This is a genomic window from Haloarcula sp. CBA1129 (assembly GCF_008729015.1).
Taxonomy (GTDB): Archaea; Halobacteriota; Halobacteria; order Halobacteriales; family Haloarculaceae; genus Haloarcula.
In genome coordinates, this window is the sequence record NZ_RKSM01000001.1 from 2059195 (window position 1) to 2081563 (window position 22369).

General features: G+C 64.0%; 14 protein-coding genes. 8 read left to right on the plus strand and 6 right to left on the minus strand.

The features are described from left to right. Position 1 precedes the first annotated feature (1 nt). Both Har1129_RS10325 and Har1129_RS10330 read left to right on the plus strand, forming a co-directional pair. Positions 2–1495: a globin-coupled sensor protein gene (locus Har1129_RS10325; protein ID WP_151100573.1), complete on the plus strand. Its 1494-nt coding sequence runs from the start codon at positions 2–4 to the stop codon at positions 1493–1495. 114 nt (positions 1496–1609) lie between these two features. Beyond that, positions 1610–2227, plus strand: coding sequence for a class I SAM-dependent methyltransferase (locus tag Har1129_RS10330; protein WP_151100574.1), 618 nt, complete (start codon positions 1610–1612; stop codon positions 2225–2227). Positions 2228–2254: 27 nt separating this feature from the next. Here Har1129_RS10330 and Har1129_RS10335 read toward each other — a convergent pair whose 3' ends face one another. Then, entirely contained in the window at positions 2255–4141 is a 1887-nt protein-coding gene (locus tag Har1129_RS10335; protein ID WP_151100575.1) for a DEAD/DEAH box helicase, read from the minus strand. A gap of 102 nt (positions 4142–4243) precedes the next feature. On the opposite strand from Har1129_RS10335, the gene Har1129_RS10340 reads away from it, so the two are divergent. Next, positions 4244–5983: a Na+/H+ antiporter NhaC family protein gene (locus Har1129_RS10340; RefSeq protein ID WP_151100576.1), complete on the plus strand. Its 1740-nt coding sequence runs from the start codon at positions 4244–4246 to the stop codon at positions 5981–5983. 48 nt (positions 5984–6031) lie between these two features. Here the strand turns inward: Har1129_RS10340 and Har1129_RS10345 are convergent, their stop codons facing one another. Then, a complete protein-coding gene (locus Har1129_RS10345; protein ID WP_151100577.1) occupies positions 6032–7090 on the minus strand; it encodes a glycosyltransferase in 1059 nt (352 codons plus the stop codon). 79 nt (positions 7091–7169) lie between these two features. Between Har1129_RS10345 and Har1129_RS10350 the strand changes: the two genes are divergently transcribed. Both Har1129_RS10350 and Har1129_RS10355 read left to right on the plus strand, forming a co-directional pair. Beyond that, the gene (locus Har1129_RS10350; RefSeq protein WP_151100578.1) at positions 7170–8981 is read left to right on the plus strand and encodes a S9 family peptidase; all 1812 of its coding nucleotides are present in this window, start codon (positions 7170–7172) and stop codon (positions 8979–8981) included. A 120-nt stretch (positions 8982–9101) separates the two neighbouring features. Beyond that, positions 9102–9617: a hypothetical protein gene (locus Har1129_RS10355; protein WP_151100579.1), complete on the plus strand. Its 516-nt coding sequence runs from the start codon at positions 9102–9104 to the stop codon at positions 9615–9617. On the opposite strand, the gene Har1129_RS10360 is transcribed toward Har1129_RS10355, so the two are convergent. After that, positions 9614–10672, minus strand: coding sequence for an NAD(P)-dependent glycerol-1-phosphate dehydrogenase (locus tag Har1129_RS10360; RefSeq protein WP_151100580.1), 1059 nt, complete (start codon positions 10670–10672; stop codon positions 9614–9616). The genes Har1129_RS10355 and Har1129_RS10360 overlap by 4 nt on opposite strands. Positions 10673–10815: 143 nt before the next feature. On the opposite strand from Har1129_RS10360, the gene Har1129_RS10365 reads away from it, so the two are divergent. After that, positions 10816–13398: a glycoside hydrolase family 3 N-terminal domain-containing protein gene (locus Har1129_RS10365; protein ID WP_151100581.1), complete on the plus strand. Its 2583-nt coding sequence runs from the start codon at positions 10816–10818 to the stop codon at positions 13396–13398. A gap of 176 nt (positions 13399–13574) precedes the next feature. Continuing rightward, on the plus strand, positions 13575–14645 hold the full coding sequence (locus tag Har1129_RS10370) for a TrmB family transcriptional regulator sugar-binding domain-containing protein (protein ID WP_151100582.1): 1071 nt from the start codon (positions 13575–13577) through the stop codon (positions 14643–14645). 3 nt (positions 14646–14648) lie between these two features. Here Har1129_RS10370 and Har1129_RS10375 read toward each other — a convergent pair whose 3' ends face one another. Beyond that, positions 14649–15632 (minus strand): NAD-dependent epimerase/dehydratase family protein, encoded by a 984-nt coding sequence (locus Har1129_RS10375; RefSeq protein ID WP_191906153.1) that lies wholly within the window; start codon positions 15630–15632, stop codon positions 14649–14651. A gap of 210 nt (positions 15633–15842) precedes the next feature. On the opposite strand from Har1129_RS10375, the gene Har1129_RS10380 reads away from it, so the two are divergent. After that, the gene (locus tag Har1129_RS10380; RefSeq protein ID WP_151100584.1) at positions 15843–16403 is read left to right on the plus strand and encodes a type IV pilin; all 561 of its coding nucleotides are present in this window, start codon (positions 15843–15845) and stop codon (positions 16401–16403) included. A 123-nt stretch (positions 16404–16526) separates the two neighbouring features. Here Har1129_RS10380 and Har1129_RS10385 read toward each other — a convergent pair whose 3' ends face one another. Further along, the gene (locus Har1129_RS10385; protein WP_151100585.1) at positions 16527–17498 is read right to left on the minus strand and encodes a prohibitin family protein; all 972 of its coding nucleotides are present in this window, start codon (positions 17496–17498) and stop codon (positions 16527–16529) included. 185 nt (positions 17499–17683) lie between these two features. Then, positions 17684–22231, minus strand: a complete 4548-nt coding sequence (gene gltB, locus Har1129_RS10390) for a glutamate synthase large subunit (protein WP_151100586.1) — start codon at positions 22229–22231, stop codon at positions 17684–17686. Positions 22232–22369: the final 138 nt, after the last annotated feature.

Below are 22369 nucleotides of genomic sequence, written 5' to 3' on the forward strand. Positions count from 1 at the left end.
CATGGCATTCCAGAGCGAAAGTACCAGCGCTCGGAAACGTATCACTGAATCTGATAGGTCCGGCGTTGACGGCGGAACGCTTACCGACCGTATCGGACTAGACGCCGGGGAGATACGCTGGCGGAAGGAATTCACCGGATTTGACGAGTCGGATGTCGATAATCTCACCGCGATGGCAGACGAGACAGACGCCCGAGCCGAATCTGTCGTCGATGATTTCTACGATCATCTCCAGTCGTTCGACGAAACCGTCGAGATTTTTGGGCGGTCAACCAAGTCAGTCGACCAGCTCAAAAACACCCAGTCGCAGTACCTTCGCGACCTCGTCGCCGGGAGCTACGACAAGCAGTACTTCGAGAACAGGGCTCGCATCGGAAAGATCCACGATATGCTCGATCTCGGGCCGAAGATCTATCTCGGAGCCTACAGTATCTACTTCGAGCACTTCCTGCGGACAATCGTCAAGGACCTGCAGTCGGGCGACGCTGCCCGCGACGAGGCACTCGAAGAAATGCAGTCACGCGCGCTCTCCGTATTCAAACTCCTCAATCTCGACCAGCAGGTGGCAATGGACACCTACATCGACTCGTACAGCCAGCGTCTGGAATCGGCAATCGATGACCAGCAAACGCTGATGGCGGAGGTCGAAAGTGGCCTCCAGAAGCCTATCGACGAACTGAGCACCTCGGCTGAGCAGGTCGCCGAAACGAACCAGCGGGTCACCGACACAGCCGAGACACAGTCCGAGTCGATGGACGAAGTGGCAGGCGAAGTGGCGGACATGAGCGCGACCATCGAGGAAATCGCCTCAACTGCCGAAGAGGTCGCAAGCACCAGCACATCGGCCGAACAGAAGGCTGAACGCGGGAACGAAGCCGCACAGCAAGCAGCGACCATGATGAACGACGTCGATGACGCTGTCGATACGGTTTCATCGGATATCGCCGGCCTACAGGAACAGGCCGACGAAATCGACGACATCGTCGAGGTGATAAACGACATCGCGGACCAGACCAATATGCTCGCGCTGAACGCGTCTATCGAGGCTGCACGTGCCGGAGAGGCGGGCGACGGATTCGCTGTCGTCGCCGACGAAATCAAGACGCTCGCCGGGGATTCACAGGAACACGCGAACCAGATCGAGGAGACCGTCACGGAGATTCAAGACGACGCCATCGACGCCGTCGAGAGCCTCGAAACCGTGACCGAGCAGGTGACCGAGGGCATCGATCAGGTCGAGACGGCTGCCGACCGACTCGAAGAGATCGTGTCTGCGGTCAACGAGGCATCACAGGGAATTCAGGAGGTGTCAGCGGCGACTGACGATCAGGCGGCGTCGACTGAGGAGGTCGCCAGCATGATCGACGAACTGTCGAGCGGCATCGAGGACATGTCGGCCCAGCTTGACGAGCTCGCAGCGACGAACGAGGAACAGACGGCGAAGATTCAGGACGTGGCCGAGACTGCGCGTCGACTCGACACAGAGACGGAGTAAGCTCGACCCACGGCCACGCGTCCGGAGTCGACTGTCGGGATGACAGGGCAGCAGCCGCAGTCAGCAGCCACAGCGTGGCAGAAAGCACTTACAACCCTCCCGAGCACTCCGACTATGGACCAGCGAAGGGTTGTCCGCGAAGGGTACGACGACATCGCCGTGGCCTACGACGAATACCGCGAGACAGCTACCCACAGCGACTTCGAGGCCGAAATTACTGACGAGTTCTTCGAATCAATTGCAGACGACTGTCGCGTGCTGGATGCGGGCTGTGGCGGTGGGAAGCCGGTCCTCCAGCGGCTGGCGGCCGCCCACAATCCCGTCGGGCTGGACATTTCCTCGAGCCAGCTCGACCTGTCACGCGAACGCGTGCCGACAGCGGCGTTCGCACAGGGAGATCTCGTACGGCTCCCGTTCGCCGACGATAGCTTCAACGCCGTGGTCTCCTTCTACGCGATTATCCACGTCCCGAAGCCGGAGCACGAACAGGTCCTCGCTGAATTTCACCGCGTGCTCCGTGACGGGGGTGAGCTGCTCGTCTCGATGGGGGCCGTCGAGGGGTGGGAGGGGCGAAACGACGAGTGGCTCGACACTGACACCGCGATGGAGTGGAGCTACTTCGGGCCCGAAAAGAGCCGCGAGCTTATCGAGGCTGCAGGCTTCGAGATTGCAGCGGCACGGATTCCGCAGGAAGAGGCCGACGGGTTCGCTGTTTTCCGGGCCACTGCCTGAGCGGTTCTGGGAGCAGGGTGACGGTCCTTACTCCGCAGTCCCGCTGGTCTGCTCCGCCGTCTCGGGTGGCTCGACGGCCTCGGCCTCTGTCTCGGTCACGCGAATCCCTTTCGACGCGAGGTGACGCATCTGGCGGCGGACGAAGTCCTCCTCTGTCGTCCCCCGCGTCGCGAGAATGACCATCCGGGCGTCTCCGGCCGGGCGCATCGTCCGCCCGGCCCGCTGTGCGCCCTGCCGACGGGACCCGCCCAGCCCGGAGGCGACGATGGCGAGTTCGGCGTCGGGGAGGTCGATGCCCTCGTCGCCGACCCGAGAGACGACCAGCGTGTTCAGTTCGCCCCGGCGGAACTCGTCGAACAGTTTCTCTCGTCGCGCGTGTGGCGTTTCGCCGCTGATGAACGGTGCGTCGATGGCCTCGCTAATGGCATCACCCTGATCAAGGTATTCGATGAACACAAGCGCCTTCGCCGCGGGGTTCTCGGCCAGCGCGTAGCGTATCTCGTCGATTTTCCCGGTGTTGCTTGCAGCGGCTTGCCGGCGGTCGTGGCCCGACGTGGAACTGTACTCGGACTGTTCGGTCTCGTTCCCCCACGGGACGAGCCGGATTTCGACCTCCGGCTCGGCGACGTAGCCCTCGTCGAACAGTTTGCCCCAGTCCGTCCCGATTGGGGGGCCGATGAGCGTGAATATCTCCTCCTCGTCGTCGCTCTCCCGGGTCGGCGTGGCGGTGAGACCGAGACGGTGTTTGGTCTGGAGGTCCGCGCTCCGGCGGTGAATCGGCGAGGGCACGTGGTGGACCTCGTCGAAGACGATGAGGCCCCACTTGCGCTGGTCGAACAGCTTCCGGTGGCGGTCCATCCCGGCGGTGCGGTAGGTGGCGATGGTGACCGGCCGGATGTTCTTCTCGCCGCCGTGGTACTCGCCGATGTCGTCGTCGGTCAGGGTGGTGTGGCGAACCAGTTCGTCGTGCCACTGGGTCGCGAGTTCGCGCGAGGGGACGAGAATCAGCGTTTCGCCACTGATGGCGGCCATCGCACCCATCGCGGCGACGGTCTTGCCAGACCCGGGCGGGCCGACGAACACGCCCGAGCCCTGCTCGGTGAACCGCTCGACCCAGTCCTGCTGGTAGTCCCGCAGGCGGAGACGGGGGTCCATCTCGATGGCGTCGCCCGTTTCGAGGTCACGGTCGTCCCGGACCGGATAGCCCGCCTCGTACAGCGTGCGCTTGATTTCGGCCGTGGCGTCTTCGTTGACCCACGACTCCGAGTCCGAGATGGGGGCCCGGAGGTGGTCGTCGTCGAGTTTCGGCCGGGCGACGTTCCCCATCAGATCGTCGCTCTCGGCTTCGAGGACGACGTAGCCGTCCTCGTGGGTCTTCAGACGGAACTTCCGGGCGCGCTCCCACTGGCTCGTCACCCACTCTTCGAGATGGGGCGAGCGCTCGCCCAGCACGTCCCGCATCGTCGTCAGGAGGGCGTCCAGAGATTCGTGGGGCGCGGCCCAGATGTCTTCTTCGCGGAGTTCGTACACGTAGCCGCCCGAGCGGTTGGTGTCCTGTAGGCGAGCAAACTGCGAGAGTTGCGCCCGCGTGAACTGGTCGGGGTGTTCGACGACGACTTCCCGGCGGTCGGGGAACAGGACGACGCGCTCGCGGTCGGTCACCTCGGCGATGTCCGTCGGATACCATACAGACTCGACCTCGGTCACGTCCTGACGCTCGATGTCGCCGTCCTCGGCGAGACGCTCCAGTGCCGCCCGCGCCTCGTCGGGCGTCAGGTCCGTCTTCCGGGAGAACTCCGTCGCCGTCAGATGCGGGCGACCGACGGCGTCGATAGCGTCGTAGACGGCATCGAGTTCGAGTTCCGTGGCAGGGTCCGAGTCGTCGTCTCGGTCGGCTGGCTCCTCGGCTGTCACTACCGAGTGGAAGTGGTCGACGCTCAAACGGGTTTCGTCTGGGTACGCCTTACCGCCGGTTCGAACACGTACATTAATATAGCGCCACTTAGACCTGCCGGCATGGTTGAGGGAATCGCGGCTGGACCGTGGTCGATTGTTCCCGCACTCGTCGCAATCGGACTTGCCTGGTACACCCGGGACGCCCTCGTCGGGTTGTTCGTGGGTATCGTCGCTACAGGCGTCCTCGTCGGCGCGTTACATCCACAGGCGGTCGGAGTCCCCTCGGACTTGATTACCGCTGGCGGTGAGGTGACGACAGTCCAGCCACAGGCCGAGGACGGAAGTCCGTGGACGGTCGGCGTCGGTGGCATCGTACTCGGAGCGATCTTCGGACTGAAACTCGTTCCGGACATAATCGCTACGGCCCCGCTGTTCGGGGAATGGTACGTCAAGAACGTTCTGCTCGCCATCTTCGCTATCGGCGGGCTGATCGGGCTAATGATACGGGCCGGTGCGATACAGGGCGTGCTAGAGGCGCTGGTGGCTCGGGCCGAATCCGCCGCGGACGCCGAGAAGGCCGCCTTCCTCGCTGGTATCGCCATTCATATTGACGACTACTTCAACTGCCTCGTGGTCGGGTCGATGATGCGTCCGTTGACGGACAAGTTCGACGTTTCGCGGGCCAAGCTGGCCTACTACGTCGACTCAGCGGGATCGCCGGCATCCCGGCTCGCGTTTTACTCGACATGGGGCGCGGCGATGGTCGGCTTCATCGGTGGCGGTCTCGTCGAAGCACAGAAACAGGGAACGCTCCCGTCGGGAATGGGGAACTTCGTGAACGCCGGCGGCGAGCAGGTCACCGCGGCGACTGGTGCCGTCTGGCCGCTGTTTTTCAACACGCTGTTTACCGGCTTCTATTCGTGGATCGCGCTCGGTCTCGCAGGGCTCGTCGCGTGGCAAGTCGTGCCGAATATCTACGGGATGGGGACGGAGGAGTCCCGGGCGAGAAACGAGGGGAAGGTCGTCGGCGACGACGCGGACCCGATGATTTCGGCGGAAATGGACGAGTACGAGATGTCCGAAGCCGCGACGCCGGACTGGCGGAACTTCGCTTGGCCCATCCTGACGATGATTGTTGTCGGCCTCAGCGCGATGTTCTGGCGGGCCAGCCCGGTGGTCTACGTCAAAGGAAAGGAGGGGATGGGGACGACACTGCTCCAACTCGGCAGTTGGCAGTTAATCACGCCGCCGAGTGGCCCGTGGGCGTTCAACATTGGCGGCGTTCAGCTCGGCCTCGCGTCCTTCTCGGCGCTCATCGTCGCCTTCCTCCTGTACCGATGGAAGGGCGACATCCCGTCCAACGACGACGCAACTGACGCGATGATGGTCGGTTTCAAAGGTATCCTCCTTGCGGCTGTCATCCTGATGTTCGCCAGTTCCATCCAGAACGCAGTGACGATACTGGGCGTCTCGTCGTTCGTGACGAACGTCTTCGGTGGCGTGCCGGCGTTCGTCATCCCGGTCGGCGTCTTCCTCGTGACCTCGTTCGTCAGCTTCTCCGATGGCTCGTCGTGGTCGACCTACGGCATCATGTTCCCCATCGCCATCCCGCTCGCGTTCTCGACGGGCGCGAACCTGCCGCTCGTGCTCGGAGCGGTGTTCAGCGGTGGTATCTTCGGCGATCACACCTCGCCGATCAGCGACACGACCGTCCTTGCGTCGTCGACGAGCGGGAGCGACCACATGGTTCACGTCAGGAGCCAAGCGCCGTACGCCCTCATCGCGGCGGGCATTGCCGCCGTGCTGTTCCTCGTGTTCGGGCTGGTGCTTCCCGAAGGGTTCCGCGTCATCCCGTACTGACTGGCGGCAATCTGTCCTCGTCGCTAGCACGTCCGTGTGCTGGCCCGATTAGAGAAGGCCGTGTTCCTCGATCAGATTCTCGTAGAGGTCCTCGTAGCGCCCGCGAACCGCATCGTGGTCGAACTCGCCGACGGACTCGTCGACACGCCAGCGCTCGAAGTCGGCCGACTCGGCGATTTTGTCGGCGATCTCCTGCGGGTTTGTCACCCGGAACGCGCGGTCGCGCTGCTCGATGAGTTCGTGGGCCGAGGACTCGGCCTGATACTCGACGATGCCGATACACCCGCAGGCCATCGCCCAGAGGAGGTCCGTGGCGAAGCATTCTCGAAACGCCGTCTGGACGAAGACGTGTGCGCCTTTGTAAATCGAGACGCGCTCTTCGATGTCGCACGCGCCGGCGAAGGTCACGCGGTCGTCGATGCGGAGGTCGGCCGCCTCCTGTTCGTAGTACGCTCGTTCCGGACCGTCGCCGATAATCGTCGCCGACCAGCCCTTCTGTCTGAGTTCCGCCAACCCGAGCAGGAGCGACTCGACGTTCGCACTGCCGTCGAGTCGGTGGGCGTACACCACGTCGATCTCCTCGTCGGCGTCGGCCGCTCGAACGAGGTCCATGTCGATGCTCTGTGGGAGTATCGCGGTCTGGTCCGCCGTCGCCCCTCGTTCGCGGACCCGCGTGCGGACGAGCTCGGAGGGCGTGACGAGACAGTCCGACGCCCGAAGCGCGAGGTTCGCCCGGCGGCTCTCGGGCACGTCCTCGTCCCCGTACCACTCCGTGAGCAGCGGTGCACGCGAAAGCGTCGCGCCGACGTTGGCCGCGAGCGCGACTGACGCTGGCGTCGGATGCACGTGGACGACATCTGGGCGGAACCGCGCGAGCATGACCGGCAGGCGGACACAGAAGGACGGGATCGTCGGTGAAACGGTGACGGCGCGGTACGTGATGCCGTCGCGCTCGCGCTGATTGTCGAATCCCGGCCACCACTGCGAACAGAACACGGTCACGTCGTGGCCGGCATCGGCGAGTTCGGTAGCCACCCGCTCCAGCCGGGTCCGGCCCACTGTGTCCCGGTACTGACTCGTCTCCATGGCGACGACCGCGACACGCATACAGGGGCGACGACGTGGCCGCTCAAAAAGCCCCCGTTTGCAACAAAAGGTTTTGCCCGTGCCTGCCCTCCCTCCCGTTGTGACTGCGTACGACCTCTCTCGCTATCTGAACGTCCGAAGCGCCTACGGCAGTTCGTTCGCGCCGGACGGAACGCTCGCCTTCCTGATGAACACGACCGGCGTCGCACAGGCTTGGTCCCTTTCCGAACCCCATGACTGGCCCGAGCAGCTGACGTTCTACGACGACAGCGTGAGCTTCGTCGACTACTCGCCCGAGCGTCAGGAGCTCGTCTTCGGCATGGACGAGGGCGGCAACGAACGGGCGCAGCTGTACCGCCTCGACGCGGACGGGCACGTCCACGAACTCACCGGAATGCCCGACGCGAAACACCGCTGGGGCGGCTGGTCGCCGGACGGCGAGCGCTTCGCCTTCGCGTCGAACCGCCGGGACGAGGCTGTCTTCGATATCTACGTGCAGGACCGCGACGCGACGGGCGACGACGCCGAACTGGTCTGGGAAGGTGACGGCTGGCTCTCGGTCGGCGGGTTCTCGCCCGACGGTGAGCGACTGCTGGTCAGCGAAGCCCACTCCAGTTTCGATCAGGACATCTACGTGCTGGACCTCGGCAGCGGGGACCTCACGCACCTCACGCCACACGAGGGGAAGGTCCGCTATACGAGCGCGTCGTGGGGGCCGGCGGGCGAGGCGGTGTATCTCGTCACCGACGCCGAGAGCGACACGCTCGAACTGGCCCGCCTCTCGCTCGACGGCGACCTCGATATCGTCCGCTCGGACGGCCAGTGGAACATCGACGGGGTCGCGCTGGACAAGGACAGCGGCCGGCTGGCGTACTCACGCAACGTCGACGGCTACAACGAGCTCACCGTCGGTGAACTGACGGGGCCGACGACCATCGAGACGTTCCCGACGCCGGACCTGCCGGGCGGGCTGGCCGGCGGCGTCTCGTGGGGTCCCGAGGCCGAGCGCTTCGCCGTTAGCGTCACCGGGCGGACGGTCAACACCAACGTGTTTGTCGTCGAGACCGAAACTGGCGAGAGCGAGCAGTGGACGGCCGCCTCGACGGCCGGCATCCCACGCGAGACGTTTATCGAGTCCGAGGTCGTCCGATTCGACTCCTTCGATGGGCGAGAGATTCCGGCGCTGTTCTCGTTGCCAGACGGTGCTGCTGACGGGGTCGATGCAGACGGCGACACGCCCGTCATCGTCGACATCCACGGCGGCCCGGAGAGCCAGCGTCGCCCGTCGTTCTCGGGCCTGACCCAGTACTTCCTCTCGCGGGGCTACGCCGTCTTCGAGCCCAACGTCCGCGGCTCGACCGGCTACGGAAAGGCCTACACGCACCTCGACGACGTGGAAAAGCGGATGGACTCTGTGCGGGACCTGCGGGCCGGCGTCGACTGGCTCCACGACCACCCAGCTGTTGACCCCGACCGAATCGTGGCGATGGGTGGGTCCTACGGCGGGTTCATGGTGCTTGCGGCACTGACGGAGTATCCCGACCTTTGGGCAGCCGGCGTCGACGTGGTCGGCATCGCCAACTTCGTCACGTTCTTAGAGAACACCGGCGACTGGCGGCGCGAACTCCGCGAGGCCGAGTACGGCTCCCTCGACGAGGATCGGGAGTTCCTCGAATCCATCTCGCCGATCAACAACGTCGAGCGTATCGACGCGCCGCTGTTCGTCCTCCACGGAGCCAACGACCCACGCGTCCCGGTCGGCGAGGCCGAACAGATAGCCGAGCAGGCCGCCGAACAGGGAGTTCCCGTGGAGAAACTCGTCTTCGATGACGAGGGCCACGGCATCAGCAAACGGGAGAACCGCATCGAGGCCTACACAGCTGTCGTCGAGTTCCTGAACGAGCACGTCTGATCTGTCCGGCCGAGCCCTTTCGTTGGCGTGTATTACAGGGGCTCACAGCCGGCTACAGGGTAGTTTCAAACTGTGAGAGCGTTCAGGCGGATTTATTACGTTGCCGAAGCACCGTTTCGTATGGAGATAGCCGAGCGCTCGCGAGCGCGGGTTCAGGAGCGCCTCGCCCGGCTCGAACAGGAGTTCGGCTCGACGCCGGTGGACCAGACCACCTTTTCAGTGAGTGCAGAGGCGTACCAGCGTGCTGTCGGACGCTCGCGAGAGGGGCAGGTAGACGTACACGCGTTCGTCCACAACGAGTCGGGCGACGTGCTGCTCAGCGACGCCGACGGGTCTTGGGAGATCCCGCAGGGCCAGACACAGGGGGCAGAGCGGCCAGCGACAGCGGTCAAACGGGTCGTCACCGAGACGGCCGGCGTCTCGTGTACGATTCGGGACGCGGTGCGGGCTACCATCTGCGGGGTCCGGAACGAAGCGGACCCGGACGCCGAGACGGTGTATCGCCTCAGTATCGTGTTCGACGCGGAGATCAGTAGCGCCGCGCTCGAAGACAGTGGCGGTACCACGGCCGCCGAGACCGAAGCGTCGATTCGATGGGACGACGCCGGTGACGTCGCGGTCGCAGAACTGGTTTAGATGACGCCGGTGACCGTTGCCGCTTCTATCGCTGCTTCTTCGCTCATGCCGTCGCCGAGTACCGTGTAGCGGTCGCGGATCTGGTGGGCCGTCGTCAGTGCCTCGATTACCGTCTCGTCGTCAATGCCGAGTTCATCCGCTGTCGTCGGCGCGCCGATGGCCGCCAGCGCGTCTCTGGCGTCTTTCCACTTGCCTTTCTGGCCGCTGTGGAGGTACTCAGTCATGATTGAGCCGACGCCGACCTGATGGCCGTGGAGCGCGCCATCGGGGACAAGCCGGTCCAGCTGGTGGGAAAACAGGTGTTCCGCCCCGCTTGCCGGTCGCGAGGAGTCGGCGATGGACATCGCGACGCCGGAGGAGACGAGCGCTTTCACGACGATCCAAGACGACTCCTCCAGCCCCTGTTTTATCGAGTCGGCGCTTTCGACGAGCATCTCGGCGGTCATCTGGGAGAGCGCGCCGGCGTACTCCGAGTAGTGGACGTTCTTGAGTCGGTGCGCGAGCTGCCAGTCCCGGACGGCAGTGTAGTTCGAGATGATGTCGGCACAGCCGGCGGTGGTCAGCCGCCACGGGGCCTCCGCCAGCACTTCGGTGTCAGCGATGACGGCCAGCGGCGGCTCTGCGGCGACGCTGTGGCGCGTATCACCCTCCGGGACCGAGCCGCGACCGGAGACGATACCGTCGTGGCTCGCGGCCGTCGGCACCGAGACGAATCCCAGTCCCAGATCGTCGGCCGCCATCTTCGTGATGTCGATGGCCTTCCCGCCGCCGACGCCAAGCAGGAAGCCCGCGTCGATCTCCGACGCGTGGTCGATGACCTGTTCCACGGCATCGAAGCTGGCCTCTTCGATAACGATCTCGGATGGGTCGTACCCCTCGTCCTCGAACTGGGCGACGACCCGCTTGCCGGCGACTTCGTGTGGCGTCGGACTGGAGACGACGAGCGGCCGGCCGGTCAGGTGAAGTTCGCTGACGGCCTCGATTGTCTGCCCGAGGACCCCGTGCCCGACCACGACGTTGCGGGGCAGGCGGATCCAAGTGCGTTTCTCGAACATGGTTGCCTGTCCCCGGGCACGCGTGAAAACAGTTTAGGTGTAATGGGGGCTTCGACTGCGACGGCAACTGAAATCTCTTGACAACTATCTCGCACCAGTTTTCCAAAAACAATTATTAACATCACTGTTTGGGTGCGCCTGTCATGGCACATGACACGACTGACGACGGCATGCGAGCGTCTCGGCGGGCATTTCTGAAAGCGACCGGAGTGGCCACGGCGGCGGCCGCGACCGGCGCAGGTGTTGGGACCGCTGCGGCGCAACAGGACGTAGACACGCTCATCGAGGACCTCACACTGGAGCAGAAAGCGGCCCAGATGACACAGGTCGCGATTAGCTCCTTCGAGGCGGAGCCGGAGGAATCGAACGTCCCGGACAGCTTCGGGGTCGACACAGTCGGCGAGTACTTCAGCGAACTCGGCATCGGGTCGATACTTTCGGGTGGGGCCGAGCCGCCGAGCTTCGACGCAAACGAAGTGGTTCAGGGTATCAACGCCCTACAGGAGTACAATCTGGAGAACGCCGACCACGACATCCCGTTCCTCTACGGCGTCGACGCGACACACGGGAACGGCTTGCTGGAGGGCGCGACGGTGTTCCCCCAGCGGCTGAACATGGGTGCGACGCGAGACCTAGATCTGATCGCGGAGGCCGAACGCCACACGAGCGACTCGACAGCGTCGATGGGGGCTCACTGGACGTTCGCGCCGACGACGGACCTCCAGCGGGACCCCCGCTGGGGCCGCTTCTTCGAGGGCATCAGCGAGGACCCGAAACTCGAAGCGGATGTCTCACGAGTCCGGGCGCGGGCACTGGAGAACGACGACCGGCTGACGGCGTGTGTCAAACACTTCGCCGCCTACTCTATCCCGAACAACGGCAACGACCGCGCACCGGCCTCGACATCCATGCGTGACCTCCGGACGAATATCTTCCCGCCGTACCGTGAGGCGCTAGAGTCTGAGCCCGGAACGGTGATGGTCAACAGCGGCGCGATAAACGGGGTTCCGGCACATGCCTCTCACTGGCTATTGACGACGCTGCTCCGAGACACCTACGGCTATGAGGGGATGGTCGTCTCTGACTGGGACGACCTGAACCGAATGATAACGAACCACGACTACGCGCCCGATTTCGAGACGGCGACGGAGATGGCCATCAACGCCGGCGTCGACATGTACATGATCGGCAACGGCGGCGACGCACCGGGACCGGTCCAGTTCATCGACACCGTGGTGGGCCTCGTCGAAGACGGCGCGATTCCGATGGAGCGCATCGACGAAGCGGTCCGACGGATTCTCGAACTGAAGGTCGACCTCGGCCTGTTCGAGCAGCCGACGGTCGACGAATCCCGCATCGAGAACGTCCTCGGCGGCGCACAGGAGGCGTCCGAAACGATGGCCAAGGAGTCGCTGGTCCTCCTGAAAAACAACGAGGACACGCTCCCGCTCTCGGGCGATGAGAGCGTCCTGCTGACCGGGCCCGGCGTCGACGCCGACGGCAACAACACCCGCGCGCTGATGCAACACGGCGGCTGGACGCTCGGCTGGCAGGGGGCCAGCGCCGGCGGTCCGTATCCCCGCCAGAACCTCCTCGTCGACGAACTGGACTCCCGTGTCGGGAGTCTCACGCACGTCCCCACGTCGTACGAGAACACGACCTGGTTCAACGGCCAAGGCGACGGCGAGAACCAGCAGAGCGACGAGAACGGGAACTTCGACTTCACCGACGAACAGCGGTCACAGGTCGAGTCGGCGGCCCCCGCCTCTGACGCCGTCGTCGTCGTCATCGGCGAAGGGACCCACAACGAAGGGTTCGGCGACCGGGACGAACTGGTCCTTGATGAGGCCCAGCAGGCACTGCTCGATACTGTCGTCGAGTCCACCGACGATTCGACGCCGATTATCGGCGTCATGCTCGCCGGCGCACCGCGGGGCTCCCCGGACACGTTCGAGCAGCTCGACGCCCTCCTGTTTGCCGGTCAGCCCGGCAGTGACGGCGGGGTCGCCATCGCCGAGACGCTGGTCGGCGAGAACAATCCTTCGGGCAAGCTCCCGTTCAGTTGGCCCGAGAACGTCGGCACAACGCCCGTGCAGTACAACCGCTACGACCCGACGTCGACGGGCGCGACGGACAACACAGCCATCTTCGAGTACGGCCACGGGCTCTCCTACACCGACTTCGAGTACGGGAACGTCTCGGTCACACAGCCCACCGTCGGCAATCCGGCTAATCAGTCCGAGGTGACCGTCAGCGTCGAGGTGACGAACACCGGTGACATGGCCGGCGAACACATCGTCGAGGTGTTCAACACCCAGTCCTACGGCTCGGTTCTCCAGCCGATGCGCCGACTGCTCGGCTACGAACGTGTCTCACTGGATTCCGGTGAGTCGACCACAGTGGACGTGCCCGCCGACCTCACTGCGCTGGAAGTCGTGCCCGGTGACGTGCTCGGACTCGCCCCGAAGGTCGTCGAAGCCGGTGCGTACGAACTCACTGTCGGCCAGGACGGCCCGACGACAACGCTGACCGTGCAGAACACGGCGAGCATCACCGACCCGGACCCCGTTCCGGGCCTCCCCGATGGCTCTGGCGGCAACCCCGGTCGGGGTAACGGAAACGGGAATAACGGTAACGGAAACAACGGTAACGAGAATAACAACAATCGCGACCCGACGATGGAAGACGTCGTCGACCTCCTCGATGAGGTTCGCCGGCGTTCCTGAGAGGGCCACCGCGGTCTAATACCGCCTGTTTCGGGGACAGCACTATCCCGCAGACCACTACCCCGCGTCGACACACGTCGGCCCGCTCCCACTAGTTGTTATATACTCTCGGAGACACGAACTGACACGGCGGCCCTGTAATATGGGACCATCCGACATGCTCTGACCCGTTCACTATGCCTGACTTCACACGCCAGCCGAACGCGACAGTTCGGGACCGACTCCAGCAGTACGGACTCTCCGAGACAGAGGCCGATACGTATCTCGCCGTCGTCGAAACGGGACCGGCAACGGCCCGGACGGTGGCTGAAACCGCGGGTATCTCTACGAGCTACGTGTACGACATCTGTGATTCGCTGGCAGCGGACGGCTTCGTCACCGTCGACGACCACCGGACGCCGACAGTCATCCGTGCGACGCCTCCCTCGGAGGCCTTCGGCGCGCTGAAACGCGAACTGGATACGCTTGAGACAGCGGTCCAATCCCGGTACGAGGATAACTCGACTGAGGACAACTCCTTCGAGGTGGTCAAGTCCAGACCGACCATTGTCAAGCGGCTGGAGCAACACATCGACGCCGCCGACTGCGAGGTCGTGCTCCAGCTCCCGGCACGCCGACTGCCCGACCTCCGCGAGCCGCTGCGCCGCGCTCGCGAACGGGGCATCCTCGTACTGCTGACGCTATCCGGCTACGACCCCGAATCGATGCCGCTGGAACTGGACGGCGTCGCCAACGCGGTTCGGCTCGGCCTCGACGGCGCACCCTCACTGCTCGCGACGGACCAGCAGCGCGGGCTCGTTTCCCCGGCGACGATGCTTAGCTGGGACCACGACGAGACGAATGCGATTACGTTCACGCAGGAGGCCGTCGCGGCGGTGTTGGTCGGTTCCTACTTGGGCAATTACTGGCCAATCGGCGAGGAAGTCCTGGTTTCGCGGCCGCCGTCACTCCCGGTCCGGTACGACATGTTCCGCCACGTCGTGTTCACGACGACGCTCGCGCTCCGTGCTGGTGAGTCCGTCGTCGCCGACCTGTATGCCCGGCCGACAGGCTCAGACGGCGAGTTCGAGATGCTGACCGGCAAAGTGGTCGATGTCCGGCAGAACCTGCTTGAACCGACCAGAAGTGACTTCGGTTTCGAGAACTCGCTGGTCATCGACACGGGACAGGAGCGGATCACTGTTGGCGGGTACGGCGCGTTCCTCGAAGACTACGAGGTCAAGCATACGACATTGCGCCGAGCGTAGGAGTCACTCTGTCAGGCGGTCGATAAGCGCTGACTCCGTCTCCCGATCAGGCCCGAACTCCCGGCCGGTTCGGTCGTTTTCCCGATGTTCGGCGACGGTCACGGCCAGCGCCGTCTCATGGGGTGTCGACGACCAGCCCAGTTCACGCAGTTTTGCCGTCGACAACAGATGCGGTGAGTCGCGGTAGATGGGGAAATCGTCGGGGGCAAGCCCCGCCGCCGCGAGTTCGCGTTCGCCGACGCCGATGGCCTCGACAGACGTGTCGTGCACTCTGGCGAGCAGGTCGACCCATTCCCGGAGTGTCGGTGCGTGCTCGTCGCCGACGTTGTAGGCCTCGCCGGCCGTCCCTCGCTCCGCGACGAGGCGGAGCGCACTCGCCACGTCTTCGACGTAGGCCATCTGCCAGAGGCTGAGGCCGTCGCTGGGAACGACCACTTGGTCGTACTCGGCAATCCGGTCGACCCAGTAGGCGAACCGCTCGGTGTAGTCGTAGGGGCCGTAGACGACGGTCGGTCGGACGCTCATCGCCCGCACACCGTCCTCGGCGGCGGCGAACACCTCGCGGTCGCCTTCGGCCTTCCGTGGCCCGTAGGTCGCCGCGCTGTCGGTTGTGGCCTGCTCAGCGGTGCAGCCTGCAAGCGGCGTCTCTCCCTCTCGCTTGGGCGTCCGTTCAGCACCGTAGGCCGCGCCACTTGAGATATACACGTACGCGTCGACATCGGCGAACACGTCGGTCGCCACTCGGACATCGTCCGGGAAGTACGCCACACAGTCGACGACTACATCCGGGTCGACTCGGTCGCGAGCGGCTTCGAGTGCCTCCCGCTCGCGTCGGTCACCTTGGATGTGGGCGACAGCGGTGTCTGCAAACGGGTTTGAACGCTGTCCGCGGGTGAGCGTCGTCACGTCGTAGCCTGCGTCGCGGAACTCTGTGACTGTGTGCCGGCCGATGAACCGACCGCCGCCGATGACGAGGACACTATCCATACACCGTGCTCGGACGGGACCAGCAAAACAGTGTGGCTCACCGCCAGAGTCTGCCGCGGGTCCGTCGATTGATGCCGTTTATCTGTTGGAGCGACTGGGAACCGGTTTTCCGCAGAACGGCAAGCTAGGTCTCGAAGTCTCCGTTCAGAGTGACATCTCACGACGCTCCCGTTGCGGATATTTTTACGTAGCCAGCGAGTAATAGACCCAGTGGCAGGTGAGTTTCGTGCTGTCTCCTCGGTCATTTCAGTTATCCTCCTCGTGGCGGTAACTGTCGTTCTTGCAGCGGTGCTGTCAGTGGCGACGCTTGGCCTCGCGGAGAAACTGGATGACACCGCGCCTGTAATCGGCCAATCGGAGGGTGAGTTCGCCGCACAGGATGGGTTCGACGGGGGCATCGTCCGGATCACGAACGTTGCTGGAGATGTCGTCCGTGTCTCAGAGATCGAAGTGGCAGTCAGTGCCGAATGTAGCGGCGACGGGACCGAAAAACACGGGCGGTTAGTCAATCTCCCGGCGAAATCCGGTGATCGGCCACAGAGAGACAACATCGAGGGCGACGATATCTTCGACGAGAGTACTGGCTCGCTCACGGAGCGCGGTGCCGATGATACCGGGGCGCTAGTTACAGACGAGTTCCGCCCGGGAGACGTGATCGTTTTCCGGATAGCAGGCGGGGACTGTGATTTGCTCTCGGGCGATACGGTGACCGTCCGAGTAGTGCACACCCCGTCAAACGCGGTTATTATCCGACAGGAGTTGACTGCATGACTCGGCAGGGACGCTGTACGGTCCGTCCCGATATCGATACCGCTCCAAGCAAGAACCAGTCGTCATCACCGGCGAGCGGCACAGCGGAATAAAAACGACCGAGGCGCTACCTCGTGCCTGCGATCAGTTCCCAGCCGTCGCGTTCGTCACGTTTGTCGAGAACCCTGCATCGGCACTGGAGGTGTTTCCGCCGCGGCTTCTGCCAGTCTGCAGGATTATCGGTGTCCCCTCGTCGTCAGTCGCCAGAATGACCTTATCCGAATCGTCGATGCTCTGGACGTACTGCTGTTTCAGTACGACCGGGTTGTCCCGAAGCGCTTCACCGCGAATCTCGATGACCCGGGCATCGGCCTCGGCCTGGACTTCCTGCCGTTTCTTGTCAGCTTTGGCCTGCTGGATCTCGAACTGCTTCTCTTCGACGCGTTGCTTTGCGATTTCCTTGTCGTTGAGCGCCTGATCGTACGAGTCCGGGAGATCGACATCACGGACCTGCACCTCTTCGAGGACGAGCGCTTCGCCCTCGAACGCGGATTTGAGCTTCTGCTGTGCCGCCTCACCAAGCCGCTCGCGGCCGTTGCTGGTGTATATCTCACTTGTCTGGATACCGGCGGCTTCGTCGCGGAGTTGCGAACGGACGGATGGTCGAATGAGTCGCTCTTCTGCTTGCTCGACGTTCCGCCATTGGATGACAAACCCTGATGCGTCCGCTTCTTCGACCTTGTACCGGACGGTGATGTCGATGTCAACCGTCGTTCCGTTGACCGTCTGGACGGTCACGGCATCGGATTGTGCCGCCCTGTCTCCTTCACCCTCGGTGTTGGCCATGGTGTACGTTCGCGGCCGTATCTCGACGTCTTGAACGGAGTCTTTGACCGGTACGATGATGTGCGCGCCCGGCTGGAGTTCATCGCCGGTCACCGCGCCGAACGATTTCTGGACGCCGACGTGGCCTTCCGGGACCTGATGGTAGCCACCGAACAGGGCCGTTGCGACAGCAATTGCAACGACGACGCTGACGCCGATGCGGAGGCCGCGGCCAACATCGATGTCGATGCCCGAGCCGGAATCGGGGTCAGGACCCGGGATGTCACTCATGCTGTGCTCCGATACGATACCACGGTTGGTTTACAGGGACCATGTCCCGCACTTCGGCCCGACGGCTATAGGGGCAGCGGTTGATTGTCACAGTGTCCCATCACGGCTCACAGACTGCCCCCTCGATTGTGGGCAAAAAAGCGAGGATTGCCGGCTGAGATCCAGAAGAGCCGAACAGCAGCGCTTCAGTCGTCTGTCGAGGCGGCGAAGTCGGCCTCGGCGGCTTCGGCGCTCGGCGCGGCCTCTGCCGGCGGTTCGTTGCGCACGTCGTCGCGCTCGCGGTCGGCGATGACCTCGGCGTATGCGTCTGGCATCACCTTCGTGAAGTTCTCCACTTCGGCGTCCCAGTCATCGAGCAATTCGGCCGCGCGGTCGGAGTCGGTGTAGGCGGCGTGGTTCTCGACGAGTCGGGTAATCATCTGCCGGTCTTTCCCTTCGAGCGCATCGGACAGCGACACCATGCCGGTGTTTGCCTTCGCTGCGAACTCGTCGTCGGGGTCGTAGACGTAGGCGACGCCGCCGGACATGCCGGCCGCGAAGTTCTTGCCGGTCTCGCCGAGCACGACGATAGCGCCGCCGGTCATGTACTCGCAGCCGTGATCGCCGACACCCTCGACAACACCCTTGACGCCGGAGTTGCGGACGGCGAAGCGTTCGCCGGCCATGCCGTTGACGTAGGCCTCGCCCTGAGTCGCGCCGTACAGCGCGACGTTGCCGATGACGATGTTCTCCGTCGGGTCGAAGGGGGCGTTCTCAGGCGTGTTCAGGATGAGTTTCCCGCCCGACAAGCCCTTGCCGACGTAGTCGTTAGCCGTCCCGGTCAGCTCCATCGTCACGCCCTGTGCGAGGAACGCGCCGAAGGACTGGCCGGCCGTGCCGTCGAAGTCGACCCGGATAGTGTCGTCCGCGAGGCCGTCGCTTGCGTGTTCGCGGGAGATGCGGTTCGAAAGCGTCGCCCCGACCGCGCGGTCGACGTTGGTGATGTCGGTGTCGATGGCGACCGGGTCGCCGCTGTAGATGGCGTCTTCAGCGGCGTCGATGAGGTCCCAGTCGAGTTGTTCGTCGACCTCGTGAGTCTGCTCGCGTTGCTTGTAGCGACCGTCGTTGTCGGCCGGCTCCGCGATGACAGAAGAGAGGTCGAGCTTCTGGGCCTTCGGTTGAGACACGTCGTCGCGCTGTTTGAGCACGTTCGGCCGGCCGACCATCTCGTCGATGGTCTCGAAGCCGAGTTCGGCCATGATCTCCCGCAGTTCCTGTGCCACGAACGTCATGTAGTTGATGACGTGCTGTGGCTCGCCGGGGAACCGCTCGCGGAGGTTCTCGTTCTGCGTCGCGATGCCGACCGGACAGGTGTTCTCGTGACACTGCCGGGCCATCACGCAGCCGGACGTGACCAGCGACGCGGTCCCGAAGGTGTACCCCTCGGCACCGAGCAGGGCGGCGACGGCCACGTCGCGGCCGGTCTTCATGCCGCCGTCGGTCGTCACCTTGATGCGCGAGCGCAGGCCGGTCGCTCGGAGCATCTGATTGGCCTCGGAGACGCCCAGTTCCCACGGGAGCCCGGCGTTCTTGATCGAGGTCTTGGGCGACGCGCCGGTCCCGCCGTCGTGGCCCGAGATGTGGACCACGTCGGCGTTGGCCTTGGCGACGCCGGCCGCGATGGTCCCGATGCCGTCTTCCGAGACCAGCTTGACGTTGATGTCTGCCTCGGGATTCGAGGCCTTGAGGTCGTGGATGAGCTGCTTGAGGTCCTCGATGGAGTAGATGTCGTGCAGCGGCGGCGGCGAGATGAGGCCGACGCCCGGCGTCGCGTACCGGACGTGGGCGATCATCTCGTTGACCTTCTTGCCGGGCAGATGGCCGCCCTCGCCGGGCTTTGACCCCTGTGCCATCTTGATCTGGAGCTCGTCGGCCGACGCGAGGTAATCGGAGGTGACGCCGAAGCGGCCGGAGGCGACCTGCTTGGTCGTACACTCCTTCTCCGTGTCGAAGCGCTCGGGCGGTTCACCACCTTCACCGGTGTTAGCGTTGGCTCCGAGCCGGTTCATCGCGATGGCGTTGTTCTCGTGCATCTCGGGCGACAGCGACCCGAGCGACATCGCGGCCGTTTCGAAGCGTTCGACGATATCCTCGACCGACTCCACGTCTTCGACCGGGATAGACTCGCGGTCGGAGTCAAATTCCAGCAGGCCCCGAAGCGTCTGGAGCTCCTCGTTCTGGTCGTTGACCAGCTCGGCGAACTCCTTGTACGTGTCGTAGTCGCCCATGCGAACGGCCTGTTGAATCTTGCCGACCGTGTTGGGGTTCCACTGGTGGTGGATGCCGTTCGAGCGGAACTCGTACTCGCCCTGCCGGGGCATATCGGGCTCTTCCTCACTCCAAGCGACCTCGTGGCGTTGTGTGAGGTCGTCTTCGATGTCCTCGATACCGATGCCCTCAGTCCGGCAGGTCGTTCCCTCGAAGTACTCCGCGATGAAGTCAGAGGAGAGGCCGACGGCCTCGAATATCTGGGCACCCTGATAGGACTCCACGGTGGAGATTCCCATTTTAGCCATCGTCTTCAGCAGACCGTCCTCGACGGCGGTGATGTAGGCGTCGATGGCATCTGCGAGGTCCGCGCCGTCCGGCCCGGCAACCAGATCGTCGATGGTCTGATAGGCTAGGTAGGGGTTGACTGCGCCGGCCCCATAGCCGATGAGCGTCGCGAAGTGATGCACCGCACGCGGGTCACCGGACTCGACGACGATGCCGACGTGGTTGCGGAGACCGTTGCGGACGAGGTGGTGGTGAACGCCGCCGACCGCGAGGAGGCTCGGAATCGGCACGCGGTCCTCGCCCGAGCCCCGGTCTGAAAGCACGAGAATATCGTGTTCCTGTGCCGCAGCGTCGGCCTCGGCCCGCACGTCCTCGACGGCCTGTCGGAGGTCACCGTCCTTCTCGTAGGTGATGTCGATGACCTTCGTGGACATGCCGTTTGCATCCAGATACTTGATGGACTCCGTCTCCTCGTCGGTGAGAATCGGGGAGTCGAGGACGAGCTGGCGGGCGTGGTCCTGACTCTCGTCGAGGAGGTTCCGCTGGAAGCCCAGTCGGGACTCAAGCGAGGTGACGAGCTCCTCACGGATGTAGTCAAGCGGCGGGTTCGTCACCTGCGCGAACAGTTGCTTGAAGTAGGTAAACAGCGGGCGGTTGAACTGCGAGAGGACCGACAGCGGCGTGTCATCGCCCATGGAGCCGACGGGGTCCTTGCCCTTCTCGGCCATCGGCTCGATGAGGTGATCTACCTCGTCGTAGGTGTAGCCGTACATGGCCTGATGGCTCCGGAGGGCGTCCGACGGGTCGCGTGGGGCGTTGTCCTCGCGGTCGGCCACGTCGTCGATGTCGACCTGTTCCTCGGCGACCCACTCGCCGTACTTGTCGTCGGCGATGTCCTCGAACACTTCCGCGTCAGGAATAACGCGTCCCTCCTCGGGGTCAGCGAGGAAACACTGTCCGGGCTGGAGTCGGCCGCGTTCCTGAATCTCGCTGGCATCGTGTTCCAGCGCGCCGGCTTCGGAGGACATCACGAGCGTGTTGTCCTCCAGCACGTCGTAGCGGCACGGGCGGAGGCCGTTCCGGTCCAGCACCGCGCCGATGCGGTCGCCGTCCGTCGCAGCAACGAGCGCCGGGCCGTCCCACGGCTCGACCAGCGAGGCGTGGTAGTCATAGAAGTCACGCCGGTCGCCGGTCACGTCGTTCATCTCACCGCGCCACGCTTCGGGAATGAGCATCCGCAGCGCGTGCGGGAGGTCACGGCCGCCCTGCAGTAGCAGTTCGAGGGCGTTGTCGACGCTCGCGGTGTCTGACTGCTCAGGGTCGTCGATGATGGGCTTGATCTGCTCCAGATCGCCCTCGAACTCGTCGCTCTGGATGTCTGTCTCCCGAGCGCGCATCCAGTTGATGTTCCCCTGAATCGTGTTGAACTCGCCGTTGTGGATGACGCGGCGATACGGATGCGCGAGGTGCCACGCGCCCAGCGTGTTCGTCGAGAACCGGGCGTGGACCATCGCGAACGTCGACTGCATCCGCTCGTCTTCGAGGTCAGGGTAGTAGTCTTCGAGCTGTTCGGCCTTGAGCAGGCCCTTGTACACCACGACGTCGGTTGCGAGCGAGACGACGTAGAAGCGCTCGTGGCCCGCTGGTTTCTCTTCTTCGACGGTGTTTTCGAGCGACCGGCGGCCGACATACAGTTGGTTCTCGAAGGCGTCGCCGGTCTTGTCCGTCGCGGAGGTGACGAAAAACTGGACGATGTCTGGCTCGGATTCGAGCGCCGTTGCGCCGAGGTCGCTGTTGTCCGTGGGCACGTCGCGCCATTCGAGGACGTCCAGACCGTCTCCGGCGAGTTCCGTCTCGACGAGGTCTTTCAGACTCGCGGCGACCTCGTCGTCCTTCGGGAGAAAGAGCGTGCCGACAGCGTACTCGCCAGTTGGCGGGAGGTCGGCGTCGACTTCGGCAGCGAAAAACTCGTGTGGAATCTGGAGCATGATGCCCGCTCCGTCGCCCGTGTCCTGCTCGGCTCCTGTCGTCCCTCGATGTTCGAGGTTGTCGAGGAGTTCGAGTCCGTCCGATACGACCCAGTGGTCGCTGTCGCCGTCGAGGTCCATGACGACCCCGACACCACAGTTCGACCGTTCGTCCGTGGGATCTGCAAGCCCGGCGTCGCCTGCAGAGAGACCTGTCTGTCGCTCAACCATGTGTTTCACGACTGGGGATGCCACTATAAGAGGGTAATCCTAATGGTATTAGTGTTGTTTAACCCCACATTAGGGAATATATATTTATAACGATTGTTCGAACTGTATCTTGGTTTATAACTGATCGTCCGAAGGCTG